The sequence below is a fragment of the Nitrosomonas sp. genome (genome assembly GCF_022842015.1).
Taxonomy (GTDB): Bacteria; Pseudomonadota; Gammaproteobacteria; order Burkholderiales; family Nitrosomonadaceae; genus Nitrosomonas.
The window spans coordinates 1-17701 of the sequence record NZ_JALHQJ010000025.1; the positions used below are offsets into that span (position 1 = coordinate 1).

A 17701-nucleotide genomic window follows, 5' to 3' on the forward strand; every position below is an offset into this window, starting at 1 on the left:
CCCAATGGCAAAATGATCTTGTATGCGACTGAAATAAACGGGCATGGTATATTATCCGCTGTTTCCAGAGATGGGCAGACACGGCAGCAACTGTCAGTACAAACGGGTGATATCCGAGAGCCGGCCTGGGGTCCCTTACCAAAATGGAAGTAATGTCTTAGTTTTTTAATTTTAAAGGAGCAATAAATGAGAAAGTTATTAAGCATTGCATTGATCGTTCTGTTATCCGCATGTGCCAGTCAAACCACACAGCCTGATGTTGATGATCTTACTTCAGGCGCAGGCAATGGCTTAAGCGGAAGTGATTTGATGGGATCCGATTCAGGAAGACCCAGTTATTTCAACCAACTGAATGATCCCAACAGCATTTTGTCACAACGTAGTGTTTTTTATGATTATGATAGTTATACAGTGGCAAGTGAATATAGAGAGTTGGTGCTATCACATGCCAGATTTCTGCGTGACAACCCTGCTGCTAGCGTAATCTTGCAAGGAAATACGGACGATCGTGGCAGCCGTGAATACAATTTGGCTTTGGGTCAGCGCCGCGCCGACAGCGTTAAAAATATGATGATATTGTCAGGTGCGCAAGACGTACAGATTGAGTCGGTTAGCCTGGGAGAGGAAAAACCGCGCGCAATGGGTCACGGTGAATCAGCTTGGAGTCAGAACCGTCGCACTGATATTCTTTACCGAGGCGAATAACTATGTTGATACGCGCTTTCTTTCTACTGTTATTGCTGAATTGCAATGTCAGTTATGCATCATTCTTTGGTGATAGCGAAGCACGCGAACAAATTGACGTATTGCGCAAGCAGGTTAAGGAAATGGAAGTGCGTATTGCCAAGATGGACCAGGCGCTAAATAGCCAGGCACTGGTAGAGCTTTACACCCAGGTTGAAACACTTGGGCTTGAACTGGGAAAATTAAATGGTCAAATAGAAATGCTCAGTAACGAGAATGCGTTGTTACAAAAGCGACAACGAGATTTTTATATCGATCTTGATAATCGACTCCGCCAGATCGAGCAGCCTGGCAGCCGAGCGCCTTCGTCTCATTCTGAACCCCAGAGCTCTCCTCGTAGCATGGCAGCACCGCCACCTGACGCACATGCAGCCGCTCCACCGATTAATAATGATATAACTCCTGAATCATTCCCAGCTGAAGGAGTGGATTCATCTCTCGCTATGGACTCTGGGCCTTTGTCAGTCAATGAATTAGCGCCACCCGGTCCGGTAGAAAATGATTCTTATAAGGAAGCGTATGATTCGTTTAGAAATGGCGAATACACGAACGCTATCGCACAATTTGAAAACTTTCTGGAAAATTATCCGCAATCCAGTTTAGCTCCCGGTGCTGCTTACTGGATTGGCAATGCGCGCTACGCATTGCGTGATTATCAATTAGCCATCGATGCGCAAAAAAGATTAATCAGCAAGTACCCAGATAGCAATAAAGTACCGGATGCTTTGCTAAATATCGCTACCAGCCAGTTTGAAATGGGTGATCGCAATACAGGCAGGAAAACCCTGGAGAATTTGCTGGCAAGCTATCCGCACAGTGAAGCCGCAGGAAAAGCCAAACAACGCTTGGCGAACATCAAGTAAATCCAAAATTTAAACATCATTCCTCAATTGCTGTTTGCTGCATTCGCCACAAAGTAGTAGAGTCCGTTTTTTTCCTTCAGGTAACTAGTAATGATGCAAGTGTTAGAAACAACAACCTTGCGTGTCAGTGAAATTTTCTTCTCGTTACAAGGTGAGACAAGTCGCGTTGGACTACCTACGGTTTTCGTACGTCTGACAGGCTGCCCCTTGCGTTGCGGCTATTGTGACACCACCTATGCGTTTACTGGCGGTGAAAACATTTCTATTGCAAGCATCTTGGATCGAATCACGCATTACAAAACGAATTACGTCACCGTTACAGGCGGAGAACCGCTAGCTCAAAAAGCTTGTTTAGTTCTTCTCACTGCACTCTGCGATGCCAAGTATTCGGTATCGCTCGAAACCAGCGGTGCTTTGGACTTGTCGCAAGTAGATCTGCGCATCTGCAAAGTAATGGACATTAAAACACCAGGTTCTGGCGAAGTCGCAAAAAACAACTGGAAAAATATAATCTACCTGACACAAAAAGATGAAATAAAATTTGTACTGTGTGATGAAACAGACTATCAATGGGCCATTGAAATTATTCATCAAAAGCAGCTATCGCAGTTATGCCCAATCTTATTTTCACCGGTTTATGATAGCCTGAATCCCGCAACGTTGGCCTCTTGGATATTGCGCGATGAATTACCTGTCAGAATGCAGCTGCAAATGCATAAACTGCTTTGGGGCGAAGGACCGGGACGATGAAACCAACACCAATTAAACTATGAAGAAAGCAGTTGTATTATTGTCTGGAGGATTGGATTCCGCAACCACATTAGCCATTGCCCGCGACCAAGGTTTTGAGTGCCATGCATTGAGTATCGATTATGGCCAACGACATTACGCAGAGTTAAATGCCGCGCAAAAGGTCGCACAATCATTGGGTTCCCATTCACACAAGATAATTAAGATCAATCTGACTGCATTTGGTGGGTCTGCTCTAACGGATCAATCCATTGAGGTGCCAACCTCTGGGAAAAATATTGATATTCCGGTTACTTATGTTCCAGCCAGAAATACAATCATGTTGTCACTGGCATTAGCCTGGGCGGAAACATTGGATTGCCAGGACATTTTTATTGGTGTGAACGCAGTTGATTATTCCGGCTACCCTGATTGCCGCATGGAATACATTCAGGCTTTCGAGAAAATGGCTAATCTAGCGACTAAAGCGGGTATTAAGGGCAAGCAGATAACCATCCATACGCCGCTCATGCCTTTATCCAAGCAAGAGATAATTCAACGTGGACTTCCTTTAGGTGTTGATTATAGCTTCACCGTTTCTTGCTATCAGGCAGACGAAGCGGGACGGGCCTGCGGTGTCTGTGATTCCTGTCGGATTCGCAAGGCAGGGTTTAAGACAGCGAATATAATCGATCCAACCATTTATAGAACCTAAGCGCTATTTTTTCTGAGCATTATTTTTACTGCCTTCCTGACGCATTTTATTTTCAAGCTTTTGCATTTGCTCAGGCGTTAAAACCGCTTGCAAGTTTGATCGAGTTTCTTCCTGAATTAACTGTAATTTCTTTCTTTCTTCATTGAAAACGGCCTCAACTTTCTTTTGTTCTGCACTAAGAATGCCCTCAACCTTACCTCGCTGAGTTTCATTAAGCCCCAATTCTTTAGTCATTCGATCAATGGCATTTCGATTATCCGCAGCAGAATTTTTATTTTGAGCATATGCGATTGAAGAAGCAATAAACAATAAAGTTATCAGCGGCAATACAATAAATTGTATTTTCATTTTCATCACGACCTCCTCAAGTTTCTAAGAATATTGCGCTTTGTAAACTGAAAGCTTTTCAGAACAAACATTAATACTATCTCTTCCCCAGCGCTTGTAATAACACTGGGGGAACAGGCAATTTATTACTATATTTAGAACAACCCTGAAATGGAACGAGCGAGGCCATTGGTCAATTCAACCGCAGCTTCTTCATACTGCAAATTTGCTTTGTTCGCCGTGCTGACTACACGAGTACGATATTTATTCATTTCACTAACTTTTGTCGAAGATTGCCTTCTTGCACCGCCTACCCCCTGCTTCGCATCTTGTTGCCTATCTTCACGAACAATGACACCTTCCTCGACTCGTTCTGCTATTTCAACATCTGTAATGGCCATATAAGTCACATCTTTCACCGCAGCATCCGCAAGCGTACTGGCAAGACCGAAAGCAGCTGCGCCAGCCAATCCGCCTATACCCGCCCCACTCCAGCCATCAATGGCAGCGCCAGTGGCCGTTCCAACAGCCGCACCCAGCGCTGCACTTCCCATGCCTCCATAACCAGCTCTCAAAGCAGCCTCAGCTGCAGTAGGACTAGCTTTGTCAACGCTCAGAATATTAACCTGCAACCAGTAATGCGCTTCTCTGGGATTATTAGTAATGAGATAACCTCTGCCCTCTAACGCCCTTGCGACCGTAGTTGCAATATCAAAGTTGGTTTTGTCGGAGGTATTGCGAATATTCAGATAAACCGTTCTCTGACTCGGTTCAACAGGATCAAGAAAAATGGTATCACTCATCTTAGTTTGAACATCCAAATCCTTTTTGGCAATGGATGTATGCATCGCCGCGCACCCACTTAGAACCAAAGAAAAAATCACGATCACTGCTAAAATCCAAGTATTCTTGCTGGCGTACCCCCCCATTTCATCCCCCCTTCTCTAGTAATTAAATGAAAAACACTTTTAAGTAACCCTAGCAAATTATCCACCAATCCAATTTAATTGAGGAGATAGATTAACCACTATTAAATGGCTCATACTCGAAGTAACCCCACTGACCCTGAGTATCACCAGCCCGAATAAAAAGGCAGATAACTATTCACACCATATAAACCACCATAATATGGACGAGGATAGCCGCCAAAATAACTGCCATAGCCAAAGTTGCCCAGACCGACAGCAGCACTCCCACATCCTAGACCAACACAACCTGGCGCAAACCTTTGTGTCCTTGTTGGCATGCCTTTTTGAGTCGCTTCTTTGAGCGCAGATGTTAAAGCGGCATCACTTGGAACACTAAAGCGCTTGTTAATAGTTTCCGCATTGAATTGCCTTTGAATTTCACTGAGATCCTGTCTAGCTGAAACTGTGCTACTCATAAATGCCACTAGCAGTACTGTGTAAAAAATCATACTGAATTGTTTTGTACGCATCGTATACCTCCTGGTTCTCGATAAGTCAAACAATATTACCAAATTAGACTGCTCGTCGTAAATTTTTAAATGATTAATCAGTACAATAATTTTTTGGCGACATCTCTTCTCCAATTGACACTAAAACTTCGTCACGCGCCCGAAATAAATCTACCCCGGATTGCATTCATTGAAAGTTCACGCTGAGTGCAGAATAGATGAACGCCATGCATTAAGCTGCCCCAGCTGTTCTTTTATCATTCCAGATAGTTACTAGGGATAATTTCTTAGCTCAGTCATGCGCTGTTGTATTGCGCTGTTGTATTTCTGCACGACTTGCTAGCCAAACGCAAACAAATTGAAACGGTAATTTCAAATTAAAAAAATGATACGCTATAATCCAATATTCTAATTATTCAATATAGTTGCATGAGAATATTAAATACAATTGTATGAAACCACTCATAATGGCGTAATTTATTTCTTACTTGCTATAAAGTAGTTCATCTTACCTATCCTAATTGATAGTTATTTTTGCAATTCGAGAATCATTGGAAGCCAGACATGCTTATTGTTTTCTCCCAAGACCAAGAAGAAACTGATTTATCAAGTGAATACAACAATCTCTTTAATATTTCACATTTTAGTGATTTTTCAGTTTGGGAGAAGGAAAGAATTGCTCCATCAGCATTTATCATCCAAGGAAAGGACAAGCATTACATCTCTGCCATCCTTGAAAAAGTACGTAAGGATAGTGAATTTTTTGCATCTTTGTGTTTTATTACCGATTCAGCTTTTCCTTACGACGACTTTATGCTCGACGGGCAGTTACCACAGCCCGCAGATTTACGAGAACAAATAAATCAGTTTGATAACTTGCTGAAATCCCTGAAGAGTAATGAAACCTATATCACTCATCAAGGACGATTGATTAAATATTTCTGGTTGCGACCGGACTTTGTACTTCAACCATACCATGATTGGCAACACGCGCGTTTCTATCGCTATCCATTACTCGAAGCGCTTAGCCTAGATAATTCGGATAGTTTTGAATGGCTGCGAAATCTTGCAAATAGTAAAATAATCGATCCTATCCTGTTGATTGATCGTCAGCGTGAATGCACCTATTGTCGATCTTCTCATTTAAGTTTTGTTGATGTTTGTCCAAATTGTCTTTCTATAGACATTGGGATGCAAGCATCGCTACATTGCTTTACTTGCGGATGTGTTGATGTGCAGGAAAAATTTCTGCATAGCGGCACATTAATCTGCCCCAAATGCTATACCCAACTGCGTCATATCGGAAGCGATTATGATAGGCCGATCGAAAACTATCGATGCCATTCATGTAGTCAGTCATTTGTTGAGGGCGAGGTGCAGGTTCGCTGCGCGATGTGCGAGAAGGAGATGGAATCAAGTGAGCTTGTTCAAAATGAGATACGTAATTGGCGCTTAAGTGACAAAGGGAGAACAATCGCTTTTCGTGGGGAAGTTTTTGATTTATCTTCGGGTTTTGATCAACTCAACTTCATTTCCCGCGAGTTGTTTATCCACGATCTTGATTGGATGATGGTAACGTCACGACGTTATCCAAACGTCAATTTCAGTTTATTTGGAATTTATTTTGCCAACCTACCAGAATTAGTCGAGCTTTTTAATCATGCGCGATTACTGCAAATGCTTGAATCCTTTGCACAGCAATTGAGAAGCTTACTGCGCACTCCTGATCTTTCTACTCGAACAGCGGAAAACATGCTTTGGCTGCTCCTGCCGAATACTGACGAGCAAGGATTAATCGGTTTTCATAAGCGTATAGAAAGCAGCATGAAGTTATTATTGGAACAAAGCGAACATAAATTGGATTTTCGCTTTATCAGTATTTCCTCGCAGAAACTATCCAGCAAGGAAAACGCTGAGCTACTGCTTGCTCGTCTATATGGTGAGTTACTGTAATTTATGGAAAGTCTGAATCAGGCTTGGTATCTGTTTCAGGCTAGCCTGTCACGCTATCAGGATTTTCAGTATGTATTCATGCTGATTCCATTTGTGCTGTTTTTTGAGCTGCCGCTTTATTTCATCAATTGGATGAGCGCATTTCGCTATCTGATTAAAAATGCTATAGAGGCACCTTTGACGCTTCATTACTTTCCCCATGTCACCTGTGCGATCACCTGCTATGCCGAAGGAAAAGCTGTTCAGAGCACGGTGATATCACTTTTGGAACAGCTGTATCCCGGACACATAGAAATAATTGCGATGGTGGACGGAGTGAAAAAAAATCAAGCCACTTATCATGCTCTGGTGGAACTTGCTCCTTTAGTTTCCCAATATCCTAAACGCTCGCTGGTAATTATCCCAAAATTTCAGCGCGGAGGCAGAGTTTCTTCGCTCAATGCAGGGCTAAGCCGAGCTCAGGGAGAGATTTTTCTTGCACTGGATGGTGACACATCATTTGACAATCAGATGATTCAGTATGCCGCAACGCATTTTAGGAACCCTGATATGGTGGCCGTCACAGGGCCGATGCGAGTACGTAACGCTAGAAAAACAATCATGACGCGATTGCAAAATTTAGAGTACATGTTGACGATGCAGGTGGGGAAATTAGGCTTTGCGAAGCTGGGTGTTATCAATAACGTACCCGGAGCATTTGGTATTTTTAGAAAATCCTTTCTGCAACAAGTAGGGGGGTGGAATACTGGAACTGCTGAAGATCTGGATTTGACACTTCGTATCAAACAATATTACAAGCGCTACCCACATCTGCAAATTGAATTTGAGCCAGGAGCTGTTTCCCATACCGATGTACCCGAAAATTTAATAGATTTTCTTAAGCAACGCTTAAGATGGGATGGGGATCTTTGGTATATATACTCGAACAAGCACAAGTACGGCATTTCGGCTTCCATGATGGGGTGGAAGAATCTCATTTTCCTGCTTTGGTACGGTATCTTATTTCAGATTGTCATGCCCTTCTCTATCGTGTTATATACAATTTATATCGCGGTGAAACTTCCTTTTTATGCTTTCTTACTTAGCATGACATTGGTTTATGCATTCTATTTTTGCCTTATTACCGTTCAGTACATTCTCTATCTGATATTCATCACAGACAGAAGAAAGGAGGACTGCAATGCTATTTTCATCCTTCCGGTTTATCCGATATTTCAATTTATATCCCGTGTCTGGAGTGCACTTGCTATCCTGAATCAGATTATCAACAAAGGCCACTTGGATTCGGCGATGGCACCGCTATGGGTACTCAAAAAGGGGAAGCAGTAACAGTGCGTTTTTTATACCTATTGGCCTTACTGATAATACTAAATTCAGGTGCGTTTGCTGAACCAAGAACACTGTCTGAATTTTACTCGCATCTTGATCAAGCGGCATCGATATTGAAAGCACAAGCTGATTTAGAAGCGCAGCGGTCTAATTTATTGGCTCAAGAGTCACTCAAGGGCCTGGAAGTATTTGGGGGGGTTTCCGGTGGTTTCCAGAAAAGCCCTTTTGCACGAGAGCCATTTGGGCATTTTTTTGATCCTCTTGCGCGTATTGGATTGCGCTACCCTTTGCTAGGCAGTGCTGAACGGCAGCAACGTGCCATAGAAGACGCAGCGACACAAGTGAGAATTGAAACTATTCGCTTAGACTGGAGCCGTCGGCTGGCAGCACTTTTTTTAGAAGAAAACTACGCAGCCTATTGGAGCGCACAAAAAGTCCTGTCGTTGACAGATGCCTACCTGCATTTGCGTCATGAAGGCGTTGAAGATTTGCTGCGCAAGCGACAAGAAGCAGGTCTATTGTTTAAGTCAGATTACTTCGAGTTTCTTTCCGCTTTTGAGCGGGCGCAACGAACACAAGTTGAATTTTACAATAACAGTAATCAGGCATTAATGCGATTGGCGCATTTAACTAATTCAGCGGTAATGCCTTTTACACCCGTTAAACCGACGTTAGGCAAAATTGCAAATATCGTCTCTAACGAGGTCGATCAGCTTGATCTGAGAATATTACAGACGCAAATAGATAATCTGCAAAATATTCGGGATACTCAAAATTGGCAGGGAATAGAATCTGATGTTTCAGTCACTGGTTTCGGAGGACCTGCAATTCCTCATCCATCACCACCCGAGGGGATGCAATGGGGGTATGGCGGAGCGGTTGGTTTTAATTTCAGAATGCCTCTCGAAATTGTCAGTTACCGGAAAAATGAACAGTCTCGGTTAAATAGTCAATTGATCAGCTTACGCGCGGATTACACACGACGGGATCAGGAGTTGCAACACGATTTTCATGCACTACTGAGTAGCTTCCAGCAATTGGATCAACAAATCAATTTTCAGCGTACACGCCTTGAAGCCGCGCAAGAATTAATGCGCGAAAGATATCTTCGCCTGCAAGTGCTGGATGGGGATGTAATTGAACAATACCTACAAGCACTGAATACCTATTATCGTATCGCGGTAGAAAATATCGAAGCAGAATCCGAGCACTGGAAGCTGCATATCCGCTTGCGCCAATTTATTTTATTACCGAATATGCCAGCAGAAGATAGTTACCCGGAAACTAACATCACTTCATTGATCGACCCGCTGCATCAAGCAAAACAATTTCTAATGAGTGGAGATAAAGCAACATCAAAACAACGAACTGAACATGTTGCACCCGTGAACACACAATCTTTATCTGACCCACTTGCTGCTTATGTCTGGAATTCTGAGCAATTAATGGCACAAACTGGGTTATGGGAAGAAAAAGCAACCCAATCATTTAATCGTTTTCTTGTTTCTCTGGATGCACAGCAAATTTCACACGTTGCAGAAAACCCAAAGTATCTGCAAAACTTTTTGCATGACGCTCGTCGTCACAAAAAAAAGATTGAATTGCTTTTAGGTGATCCGGACTGGATTTTACCCGAGTATCGCGATAATTTACTGCAAATTATCCGTAAACTAGCAGGCGTTAATTTCGACGGGTTGCATCTTGATATTGAGCCGGATCAACTGGAATCGGAACTGGCCGGAAAAGCAAAGTTGGAGGAATTTGTCGAAACAATTCGGCAGGTAGCAGCGATTTCTCCATGGACTGTAGGTATCAGCATTCACCCACGTTATTTAACCAAGGAGTCATCCTTTGGTTTATGCATTCTCTGTGAGCTAAGCAAGATTAAAATCAAAGAAATTACAGTTATGTACTATTCGATGAACATACAGGGCGTTGTCACAACGCTTAAATCGGCTATGCAACAACATCCAACGCTCGTGTTTAGTCTTGCGCAAAGCTTAGAGAAGGAATTAGGTCCAGAAAACAGCTATGCACATAAACCGCAGCGTAATTTTATCCGCGCAATGCAGCAACTTCAGGATCAACTACAAAGCGCAAACTTTGGTGGTCTCATTATTCAATCATGGCTAGACTGGGAAAATTACCTTCATGAAAATCCGCTTTAATCAACCTGAAAATAAAGCCCCGGATATCGATCGAGGATTACGCGTTCACTATAGTGAAGCAAAGCGCCCTGGCAGGCCTTGGCGTTGGTATTTAATTGTCGCGATCTCTAGTCTCCCGATCATTTATTTGTTGGGAGTAATTATGTGGGAAACAATTGCAATTGAAGCAAACGGGCGCATTAGGGTCGCCAATATTCCAGTCCGTACCGCTGTTGATGGATATGTTCAACAAATATTTGTCGAACCATTACAAACAGTTTCGGCAGGCGATCAATTGGCCGAACTGACCAACGTACCCTTACTTGATAGCTATGGCCGGTTAAAGATTGAAATTGATGCACTAAAGAAAGAAAAGCAAAAGATATCAACACAAGCCAATCAGTCGACGTCAAATTCGGCACAATTAATGAATTACGCTCAAGAACATAAGATATTTGCGTACAGACGCCTACAGCATTATGAAACATTGTTTAAGCAGGGCGCAGCTACTCAAGCCGAAATTGCCTCAGCCAAGAATCAGTATCAGAGAACACTTGAGAATATAGTGGCACTTGAGAAAACAGAAAATCAAGAACAGAATCAGTCAGCTGAAATGCGCAGGATTTTAAATCAGATTAGCCAAATGCAACTTGAGTTTGAGAAGATTCAAGATCAGATACAACAACTAAGCCTTGTTGCGCCTATAGGAAATGGAATAGTTACCGAGATATTTGTACAGTCTGGAGAATATTTGGGCCGTGGGCAAGCATTGCTTGAAATTATTTTCCCTGAGAAAGTATATGTTGACGCCTTCATTCCACCCAAATACCAAGACTACGCAGTAGAAGGGCAAATTGTCATTGTAAAATTCCCCAACAAAGAAAAAACAAAGGCAAAGATAATTTCCGTTCCGGGTGTCACGCAAAAAACAGTGACAGAAGAAGTTAATCCGCTCGAACCAGTCCGTACAGCGATACTGGCACATTTGGAATTTATTGAGACTCCCAACAATCGGCTAATTAATGGAATGCCGGTAACAATTTATTTCTATTAAGAGGCTGTTGAAAAACGTTCTTGAAGTAGCCGATGCAGTTAGTTTTTCAACAACCCGTAAACCACAGCAAGAGACAAATAAAATCTTTTTTCCTGCCATCTAAGCGGACAACTTCCCGTTCAACAACTCCAACACTGCGCCTGATCCGGCATGACGAATACGCGTAACCCCACCATTGCTAATTTTGATGCGATATAAACCGATCGCAGGCGCTTGGAGTGTTTTTGCAATCAATGCACGCATCACACCAGCATGCGCAACGATCAGAATATGGCGACCGAAATAACGTTCGATAGCGGCTTCATAGGCTGAATAAACCCGTAGAACAAAATCGTCGAGAGGCTCGGCCCCTTGCGGTCTAGCATCCACCGGGTTCTTCAAAAAAGCCTGATATTCAAGCGCTCGCCCAACTTTAACTTCATCATGACTCAACCCCTCCCATTCGCCAAACCCCACTTCCTTGAAACGCGGCTCAACTGAGACATTAATGTCATGACGTTCCCCTAAAGCATAGGCAAAGGCCTGACAACGTTGCAGCGGGGAAGTAATAATTTGTTGCCACTGATTATACTCACCAACAGCACGCCACATTTGCAACCACCCTGTCTCGCTCAACGGATCATCCACGCCGTGGCCGCGATAACGACGCCCGCCGATGGGCTCACCGTGACGGATCAAATCGACTAGAGTTTCAGTCATAAAGAATGCTGGCAGGAGAAATCAGATGCAATAGTTTAGCTGATTTATTCCGCATGAAAAATGAGATTGGACAATAAATCCGATCGCTTTGAATTTACCGCAATAATTAAGACAGCTTCAAGGCAGACGATGCCAAGCAGGATCAGGAGAGAAGGTGCAGCTTATGCAGAATAAAGAGTATTTTAAGTCAATTGCAATATTAGCAACAAGATAAACGATTCTTCGCCGACTTGTAGTTTTCTAATTTTCCAACCACGCAACTAATAATTTCCCACCTTAATATTCGCCCCACCAGTTTTCTTAACCACTTCCAGCGCGATATCGACATATTCGGTAAATTCCAGCGCATCCTCTTCCGTAATCGGGGTTGTCAGAACAAAATCAGCATGTTTGCGCGCTTCATACTTTCTACCTATTTCATACAATAATTCAGCATAAAAGGCGCGCGTAATGATGTCCTGAGGAAACAACCCGTGCGCCCGTTTGAGATGTGCGAGCGCTTTCTGGTTACTGCCAAAGCTTATTGGAAACCTCGGCAGTTTGTGATACATACGGCCCAGTGCCCGATGAGCGCCGGCATTCTCGTATCTTTCATCAAGTTCGACTACTTTCAAAAGCAAATCCTCCATAGGCCGAAGCATCCTCAGTGCATTGAGCATGCCGCTATCTTCAGCAATTTTCCCCATCGCAGCAGCCTTCCAGAACAACCCCCGCACATCATTGGCATTCAGTGCCAATGCCTGATCAGCCATGGCAATACTGCGTTCAAACAAATGGACACGGTGATGTTTATCGAGCTCGAGCTGAGCACGCATAAATTTCAAGCGAGCAAGCTCTGCCAGGGCCGCCGATTCCCGGGAATTTCTTGTCAAATCACGAAACCAGTCTATAGTCTCCAACAACAACGGCGTATCAATGGCATACTTCCACGCTGCCAGTTCAATTCTCTGCTGATTTTCCGGAGTTAACACGGTGGAAGCACTGCGGTGCGCCAGCACCGATGATGTCAAACAAATGAACGCAACTACTCCGCATGTAAAAAGGATCAACTCTTTTTTTAATCGCTTTATTAAGTTTGATTTTATGAAGTTACTCATGTTAAACCCTTTTTATAAACGGTTTTTTTGATCGGCCTGATAAAAGTAAAAATACCCGTTGTTTCAGGACGCTTACCAAATATAAGCATAGCTCTATTTAGAGCAAACTCAAATCATAAATAACTAGGGAATTTATGCTTTTTTAAACAATCTGCTATTGCAAAACTTGGGCAAGCCTAAAAATGAATTATAGCTAACATCTCACCCTACGAATCGCAGTTAACCAATGAGACAGCTAATCAATACCATGATTCCAACAATCTGCGCCAAGTTTAACTATCTCACCCACCGGATGAATTTTCCACAAAACAAATTGCATATTTTTTGGATCCATAGTTAGGTTAGAATTTATCGCAACAAAATAACATTTTGTACCAATTGGTCTCGCATTCCAGCGAATAAACTTACACTTCGTTCCGTTCTGCTACACTTTCTAGGATAATATACAAATTTAGATCGCGGCCTATCTTTCCAGTCTTCATTTTCCAGCGCTGCAAGGCGGGCATGTAAATAATGCAACATCAACACTCCTTACCTAAACCCGGCACCGTATCCCGATATGCTGATTTTGACGGTTCCAGCGATGCATTATTCCTTGCGCAAATAGCGCAACAGGCCAAACCCGTCGCGGTCATTACCGCCAATGCACTTGATGCGCAAAGATTACAGGAAGAAATTCCGTTCTTTGCTCCTGAATTAAGAACGCATTTACTACCCGATTGGGAAACACTGCCTTACGATGTTTTCTCGCCCCATCATGATCTTGTCTCAGAACGGCTGGCAACGTTGTATCAAGTGATGAACAGCGCGTGCGATGTGCTGATTGCGCCACTAACCACTGCGCTCTACCGCATGCTGCCGCGCGAATATCTGGCGGCGCATACTTTTTTCCTCAAGCAAGGTGAAATGCTGGATATGGCGGGGTTACGCAGTCAATTGACATTGGCGGGATATTCGCATGTCACGCAGGTTTTTTCACCAGGCGAATACAGCGTGCGCGGTGGCTTGATTGATTTATTCCCGATGGGCAGCCCGTTGCCCTACCGCATCGACCTGATGGACAACGAAATTGACACCATCCGCACATTCGATGTTGATACGCAACGCAGCATCTATCCAGTCAAGGAAATTCGCCTGCTGCCAGCACGCGAATTTCCACTGGATGAAGCCGGACGCACCTGCTTCCGTGGTAATTTTCGCGAGAATTTCGAGGGCGACCCGTCAAAAAAGCAGATTTACAAAGACATCAGCAAAGGCTTGACACCTGCAGGCATTGAATACTATCTGCCGCTGTTTTTTGAACAAACAGCAACCTTGTTTGATTATCTGCCTGAAAACACGTTGCTCTGCTTGCACCAAGATGTTCGTCCGATCATTGATGAATTCTGGCGCGATACTCAATCACGTTATCAATTGTTGCGTGGCGATATAGATCGACCGCTGCTGCCACCACTGGAATTATTCTTATCCAGCGACAGCTTTTTCGGCAAAATAAAACCTTATGCGCGCGTTGAGATTCTCTCCAGCGTACAAGAAACCAAACTCACCGCAGCTAAATCAACGCTTCCATTACCCCCTGTCCAGGTTAACCGTCACGCAGAAAATCCACTGGAAAAACTAGTGACTTTTACCAGTCGATTCACCCAATCGGGTGGACGCATTTTACTGCTGGCGGAAAGCATGGGCCGACGCGAGCTCATTGCTGAATATCTGAACCAATACGGCCTGCATCCGGACAGTTGTCAGGATTACGCGCAATTTCTGACCGGTTCTCAGTCCTTTATGTTAAGTGTTGCTCCGCTGCACACCGGTTTTATCCTGGAATCAGCGCAACGCGCGTTTATCACCGAAAGCGAACTGTATTCGACCCATGTCTATGGACGGCGTGAACGTGAGTCACGCAAAACCACATCAACCGATAATATTCTGCGTGACCTGTCAGAAATCAAACCTGGCGATCCGGTTGTGCATGAGCAGCATGGCATCGGCCGATATCTCGGCTTGGTAAGCATGGATGTAGGGGAAGGTAAGCCGGGTGAGTTGAGTGAATTTTTGTCGTTGGAATACGCGGGTGGCGACAAACTGTACGTGCCGGTTTCACAACTGTATCTGATCGGACGTTACAGCGGTGCTGCCCCGGAATCCGCACCGCTGCACAAGCTGGGCAGCGGTCAATGGGATAAAGCTAAACGCAAAGCCATGCAACAAGTGCGCGACACGGCGGCGGAACTGCTGAATCTCTACGCCCAGCGTGCGGCCCGAGAAGGCCATACTTTTACGCTAAGGCCGCATGATTACGATGCTTTTGCCGAGGGATTCGGTTTTGAGGAAACCGCTGATCAAGCTGCGGCGATCAAAGCGGTCATTGCAGATTTAACCTCAGGGAAACCGATGGATCGCCTGATTTGCGGTGATGTCGGGTTTGGTAAAACCGAAGTGGCACTGCGTGCCGCTTTTGTCGCCGTTGCCGACGGTAAACAGGTTGCTGTCATGGTTCCTACCACACTGTTAGCTGAACAGCATTTCCAAAATTTCTCCGACCGCTTCAGCCTGATTGCCGATCAATGGCCGGTAAAAATTGCTGAACTGTCGCGCTTCCGATCCGCCAAAGAACAAACTCTGGCGCTAGAAGGCCTGGCCAAAGGTGAAATTGACATTATTATCGGCACGCACAAACTGATTCAGAAAGACGTGCATTTTAAGAGTCTGGGGTTGGTCATTATTGACGAAGAGCACCGTTTCGGCGTGCGGCAGAAAGAAGAGTTAAAAAAACTGCGTGCGGAAGTCGATGTGCTGACACTCACCGCCACGCCGATTCCACGCACATTGGCGATGTCGCTGGAAGGGCTGCGCGATTTCTCCATCATTGCCACAGCTCCGCAGCGCCGCCTCGCCATTCGCACCTTTGTCAGCAGTTTCTCGATGGGCATTATCCGCGAGGCTTGTCTACGCGAACTGAAACGCGGCGGGCAAATCTATTTTCTGCACAACGAGGTCAGCACGATTCAGTTGATGCATGAAAAACTATCCGGTTTGTTACCCGAGGCACGCATTAATATTGCCCACGGACAAATGCGCGAACGCGATCTAGAACATGTCATGCGGGATTTTTACCAGCAGCGCTTCAACATCCTGTTATGCACCACCATCATTGAAACCGGTATCGACATTCCCAGCGCCAACACCATCCTTATCAATAATGCGCACAAATTCGGCCTGGCGCAGTTACATCAACTACGCGGTCGGGTGGGCCGCTCGCATCATCAGGCTTACGCATATCTGCTGACACCACCTGAAGAAGCGCTCGGCGCGCAAGCCAAAAAACGCCTGGAAGCGATCCAGGCCATGGAAGAACTCGGTTCCGGGTTTTACCTTGCCATGCATGATTTGGAAATTCGCGGTGCCGGGGCGGTACTGAGCGAATCACAAAGCGGAGAAATGCAGGAAATTGGTTTCAGTCTGTACAGTTCCATGCTGGATTCTGCCATCCAATCCTTAAAACAAGGCAAGGAACCCGATATGCAGCACCCATTGGGTGTTGCCACAGAAATCAATCTGCACGTTCCGACTTTATTGCCGGAAGATTATTGCCATGACATTCACGAACGCTTGGTGCTATACAAACGCATGGCCAACTGCAGCGACGACGAACAGCTCGACGACATGCAACGCGAATTGGTCGACCGCTTTGGCTTGCTACCCAACCCAACCCGCGCACTGCTCGACTGCCACCGTCTACGCATCGCCGCCAAACCGCTCGGCATCACACGCATTGACGCTAGTTCTGAGAGTATCCAAGTGCAATTCATTCCCAACCCGCCGATCAATCCGGCAGAGATTATCAAACTGATCCAAAGCAGCCGCGAATATTCGCTATCCGGCCCTGATCGCTTGAAAATTCAAGTGCAGATTGCAGATGTTAATAAGCGGGTGATACGGATTAAGGAAGTGATTCAGAAGTTGAGCACTAATAACTGAAATATCACTTTTCCTAGTACTCTATGAGAACAGAAATGCGTCAAATATTTGCAAGACTACCGGATGAACTGGTCGCCGCACTGGATGAAGCAGCAACAAAATTGCATGGAACCCGTGCCGATGTGATCGGACAAGCTGTTGAATATTATCTTGACGATTTTGAAGATATTTCTCGTACCGTGGAAGTCTTGCACGATCCAGTAGACCCAATTCTGGATTGGGAAACTGCAAAGCATGAGCTACTTCGTCAGCATTAAGCAAAGCATCGTTAAAAAACATCACACGTGAAGATCGTGTCGCCTATCATTGAAGCCATTGATCAACTCAAGTCAAACCCGGCAACGGGTGGAGTTCTTACACTTTAATTAATTCACTTGGAGATTCAACCGGTCATTGCAAGAATGTTGATATCGATCTTTTATTACATGAACTGCATTAGCGAAAATTATTGAATCTCCGCGTTTTATGTCACCACTCATCTGATAGAATTGAGACCTGCAATTATTGTCTCCCATTTCAAGTATCTCAATTGCAAATGCATCTGTTATAGAATTTAGAACTACCCCAAAGAAAATAAAAAAGATTTTTAATTGAATATTCATACAAGAATTATAGGATATTAATGCTGAATAGGATCACTTCCGATATC

15 protein-coding genes and 1 pseudogene are annotated in these 17701 nt (G+C 44.4%); 11 read left to right on the plus strand and 5 right to left on the minus strand.

The features are described from left to right. The 5 genes and pseudogenes from Q0C11_RS06270 to queC all read left to right on the plus strand — a co-directional run. Nucleotides 1–153 (plus strand): annotated as a pseudogene (locus Q0C11_RS06270) (Tol-Pal system protein TolB); the annotation flags it as partial. Nucleotides 154–186: 33 nt separating this feature from the next. Continuing rightward, nucleotides 187–705: a peptidoglycan-associated lipoprotein Pal gene (pal, locus tag Q0C11_RS06275; RefSeq protein WP_292919225.1), complete on the plus strand. Its 519-nt coding sequence runs from the start codon at nt 187–189 to the stop codon at nt 703–705. Between the two features lie 2 nt (nt 706–707). Next, on the plus strand, nt 708–1607 hold the full coding sequence (ybgF, locus tag Q0C11_RS06280) for a tol-pal system protein YbgF (protein WP_293006713.1): 900 nt from the start codon (nt 708–710) through the stop codon (nt 1605–1607). Nucleotides 1608–1697: 90 nt separating this feature from the next. Then, the gene (gene queE / locus Q0C11_RS06285) at nt 1698–2357 is read left to right on the plus strand and encodes a 7-carboxy-7-deazaguanine synthase QueE (RefSeq protein WP_293006714.1); all 660 of its coding nucleotides are present in this window, start codon (nt 1698–1700) and stop codon (nt 2355–2357) included. Between the two features lie 19 nt (nt 2358–2376). Then, nucleotides 2377–3051: a 7-cyano-7-deazaguanine synthase QueC gene (queC, locus tag Q0C11_RS06290; RefSeq protein WP_293006715.1), complete on the plus strand. Its 675-nt coding sequence runs from the start codon at nt 2377–2379 to the stop codon at nt 3049–3051. Between the two features lie 3 nt (nt 3052–3054). Here queC and Q0C11_RS06295 read toward each other — a convergent pair whose 3' ends face one another. The 3 genes from Q0C11_RS06295 to Q0C11_RS06305 form a co-directional block, all read right to left on the minus strand. Then, nucleotides 3055–3405 (minus strand): hypothetical protein, encoded by a 351-nt coding sequence (locus tag Q0C11_RS06295; RefSeq protein WP_293006716.1) that lies wholly within the window; start codon nt 3403–3405, stop codon nt 3055–3057. 128 nt (nt 3406–3533) lie between these two features. After that, complete coding sequence (locus tag Q0C11_RS06300; RefSeq protein WP_293006717.1) at nt 3534–4307, minus strand: complement resistance protein TraT; 774 nt, start codon at nt 4305–4307, stop codon at nt 3534–3536. Between the two features lie 143 nt (nt 4308–4450). Next, nucleotides 4451–4816 (minus strand): hypothetical protein, encoded by a 366-nt coding sequence (locus Q0C11_RS06305; protein ID WP_293006718.1) that lies wholly within the window; start codon nt 4814–4816, stop codon nt 4451–4453. A gap of 543 nt (nt 4817–5359) precedes the next feature. On the opposite strand from Q0C11_RS06305, the gene Q0C11_RS06310 reads away from it, so the two are divergent. Genes Q0C11_RS06310 through Q0C11_RS06325 form a run of 4 tightly spaced genes read left to right on the plus strand, consistent with a single transcriptional unit; the run spans nt 5360 to nt 11278 of the window. Continuing rightward, nucleotides 5360–6748: a GGDEF domain-containing protein gene (locus tag Q0C11_RS06310; protein ID WP_293006719.1), complete on the plus strand. Its 1389-nt coding sequence runs from the start codon at nt 5360–5362 to the stop codon at nt 6746–6748. 3 nt (nt 6749–6751) lie between these two features. Continuing rightward, on the plus strand, nt 6752–8077 hold the full coding sequence (locus Q0C11_RS06315) for a glycosyltransferase (RefSeq protein ID WP_293006720.1): 1326 nt from the start codon (nt 6752–6754) through the stop codon (nt 8075–8077). Then, nucleotides 8050–10245 carry a TolC family protein gene (locus tag Q0C11_RS06320; protein ID WP_293006721.1) on the plus strand — a complete coding sequence of 732 codons (2196 nt, stop codon included), beginning with the start codon at nt 8050–8052 and terminating at the stop codon, nt 10243–10245. Before Q0C11_RS06315 ends, Q0C11_RS06320 begins: the two co-directional genes overlap by 28 nt. Continuing rightward, the gene (locus tag Q0C11_RS06325; protein WP_293006722.1) at nt 10229–11278 is read left to right on the plus strand and encodes an HlyD family efflux transporter periplasmic adaptor subunit; all 1050 of its coding nucleotides are present in this window, start codon (nt 10229–10231) and stop codon (nt 11276–11278) included. The genes Q0C11_RS06320 and Q0C11_RS06325 overlap by 17 nt, the downstream gene beginning before the upstream one ends. A 99-nt stretch (nt 11279–11377) precedes the next feature. Here Q0C11_RS06325 and Q0C11_RS06330 read toward each other — a convergent pair whose 3' ends face one another. After that, complete coding sequence (locus tag Q0C11_RS06330; protein WP_293006723.1) at nt 11378–11977, minus strand: histidine phosphatase family protein; 600 nt, start codon at nt 11975–11977, stop codon at nt 11378–11380. A 260-nt stretch (nt 11978–12237) separates the two neighbouring features. Then, entirely contained in the window at nt 12238–13074 is an 837-nt protein-coding gene (locus tag Q0C11_RS06335) for a TRAP transporter TatT component family protein (protein WP_293006724.1), read from the minus strand. 513 nt (nt 13075–13587) lie between these two features. Here Q0C11_RS06335 and mfd point away from each other — a divergent pair. Then, the gene (gene mfd / locus Q0C11_RS06340) at nt 13588–17052 is read left to right on the plus strand and encodes a transcription-repair coupling factor (protein WP_293006725.1); all 3465 of its coding nucleotides are present in this window, start codon (nt 13588–13590) and stop codon (nt 17050–17052) included. Between the two features lie 35 nt (nt 17053–17087). After that, a complete protein-coding gene (locus Q0C11_RS06345; protein WP_293006726.1) occupies nt 17088–17309 on the plus strand; it encodes a ribbon-helix-helix protein, CopG family in 222 nt (73 codons plus the stop codon). Nucleotides 17310–17701: the final 392 nt, after the last annotated feature.

What these genes read in the sequence shown, in the direction of transcription:
- pal (WP_292919225.1), top strand. Translation starts at nt 187, where the DNA reads ATGAGAAAGTTATTAAGCATTGCATTGATCGTTCTGTTATCCGCATGT.
- ybgF (WP_293006713.1), top strand. Translation starts at nt 708, where the DNA reads ATGTTGATACGCGCTTTCTTTCTACTGTTATTGCTGAATTGCAATGTC.
- queE (WP_293006714.1), top strand. Translation starts at nt 1,698, where the DNA reads ATGATGCAAGTGTTAGAAACAACAACCTTGCGTGTCAGTGAAATTTTC.
- queC (WP_293006715.1), top strand. Translation starts at nt 2,377, where the DNA reads ATGAAGAAAGCAGTTGTATTATTGTCTGGAGGATTGGATTCCGCAACC.
- Q0C11_RS06295 (WP_293006716.1), bottom strand. Translation starts at nt 3,405, where the DNA reads ATGAAAATGAAAATACAATTTATTGTATTGCCGCTGATAACTTTATTG.
- Q0C11_RS06300 (WP_293006717.1), bottom strand. Translation starts at nt 4,307, where the DNA reads ATGGGGGGGTACGCCAGCAAGAATACTTGGATTTTAGCAGTGATCGTG.
- Q0C11_RS06305 (WP_293006718.1), bottom strand. Translation starts at nt 4,816, where the DNA reads ATGCGTACAAAACAATTCAGTATGATTTTTTACACAGTACTGCTAGTG.
- Q0C11_RS06310 (WP_293006719.1), top strand. Translation starts at nt 5,360, where the DNA reads ATGCTTATTGTTTTCTCCCAAGACCAAGAAGAAACTGATTTATCAAGT.
- Q0C11_RS06315 (WP_293006720.1), top strand. Translation starts at nt 6,752, where the DNA reads ATGGAAAGTCTGAATCAGGCTTGGTATCTGTTTCAGGCTAGCCTGTCA.
- Q0C11_RS06320 (WP_293006721.1), top strand. Translation starts at nt 8,050, where the DNA reads ATGGGTACTCAAAAAGGGGAAGCAGTAACAGTGCGTTTTTTATACCTA.
- Q0C11_RS06325 (WP_293006722.1), top strand. Translation starts at nt 10,229, where the DNA reads ATGAAAATCCGCTTTAATCAACCTGAAAATAAAGCCCCGGATATCGAT.
- Q0C11_RS06330 (WP_293006723.1), bottom strand. Translation starts at nt 11,977, where the DNA reads ATGACTGAAACTCTAGTCGATTTGATCCGTCACGGTGAGCCCATCGGC.
- Q0C11_RS06335 (WP_293006724.1), bottom strand. Translation starts at nt 13,074, where the DNA reads ATGAGTAACTTCATAAAATCAAACTTAATAAAGCGATTAAAAAAAGAG.
- mfd (WP_293006725.1), top strand. Translation starts at nt 13,588, where the DNA reads ATGCAACATCAACACTCCTTACCTAAACCCGGCACCGTATCCCGATAT.
- Q0C11_RS06345 (WP_293006726.1), top strand. Translation starts at nt 17,088, where the DNA reads ATGCGTCAAATATTTGCAAGACTACCGGATGAACTGGTCGCCGCACTG.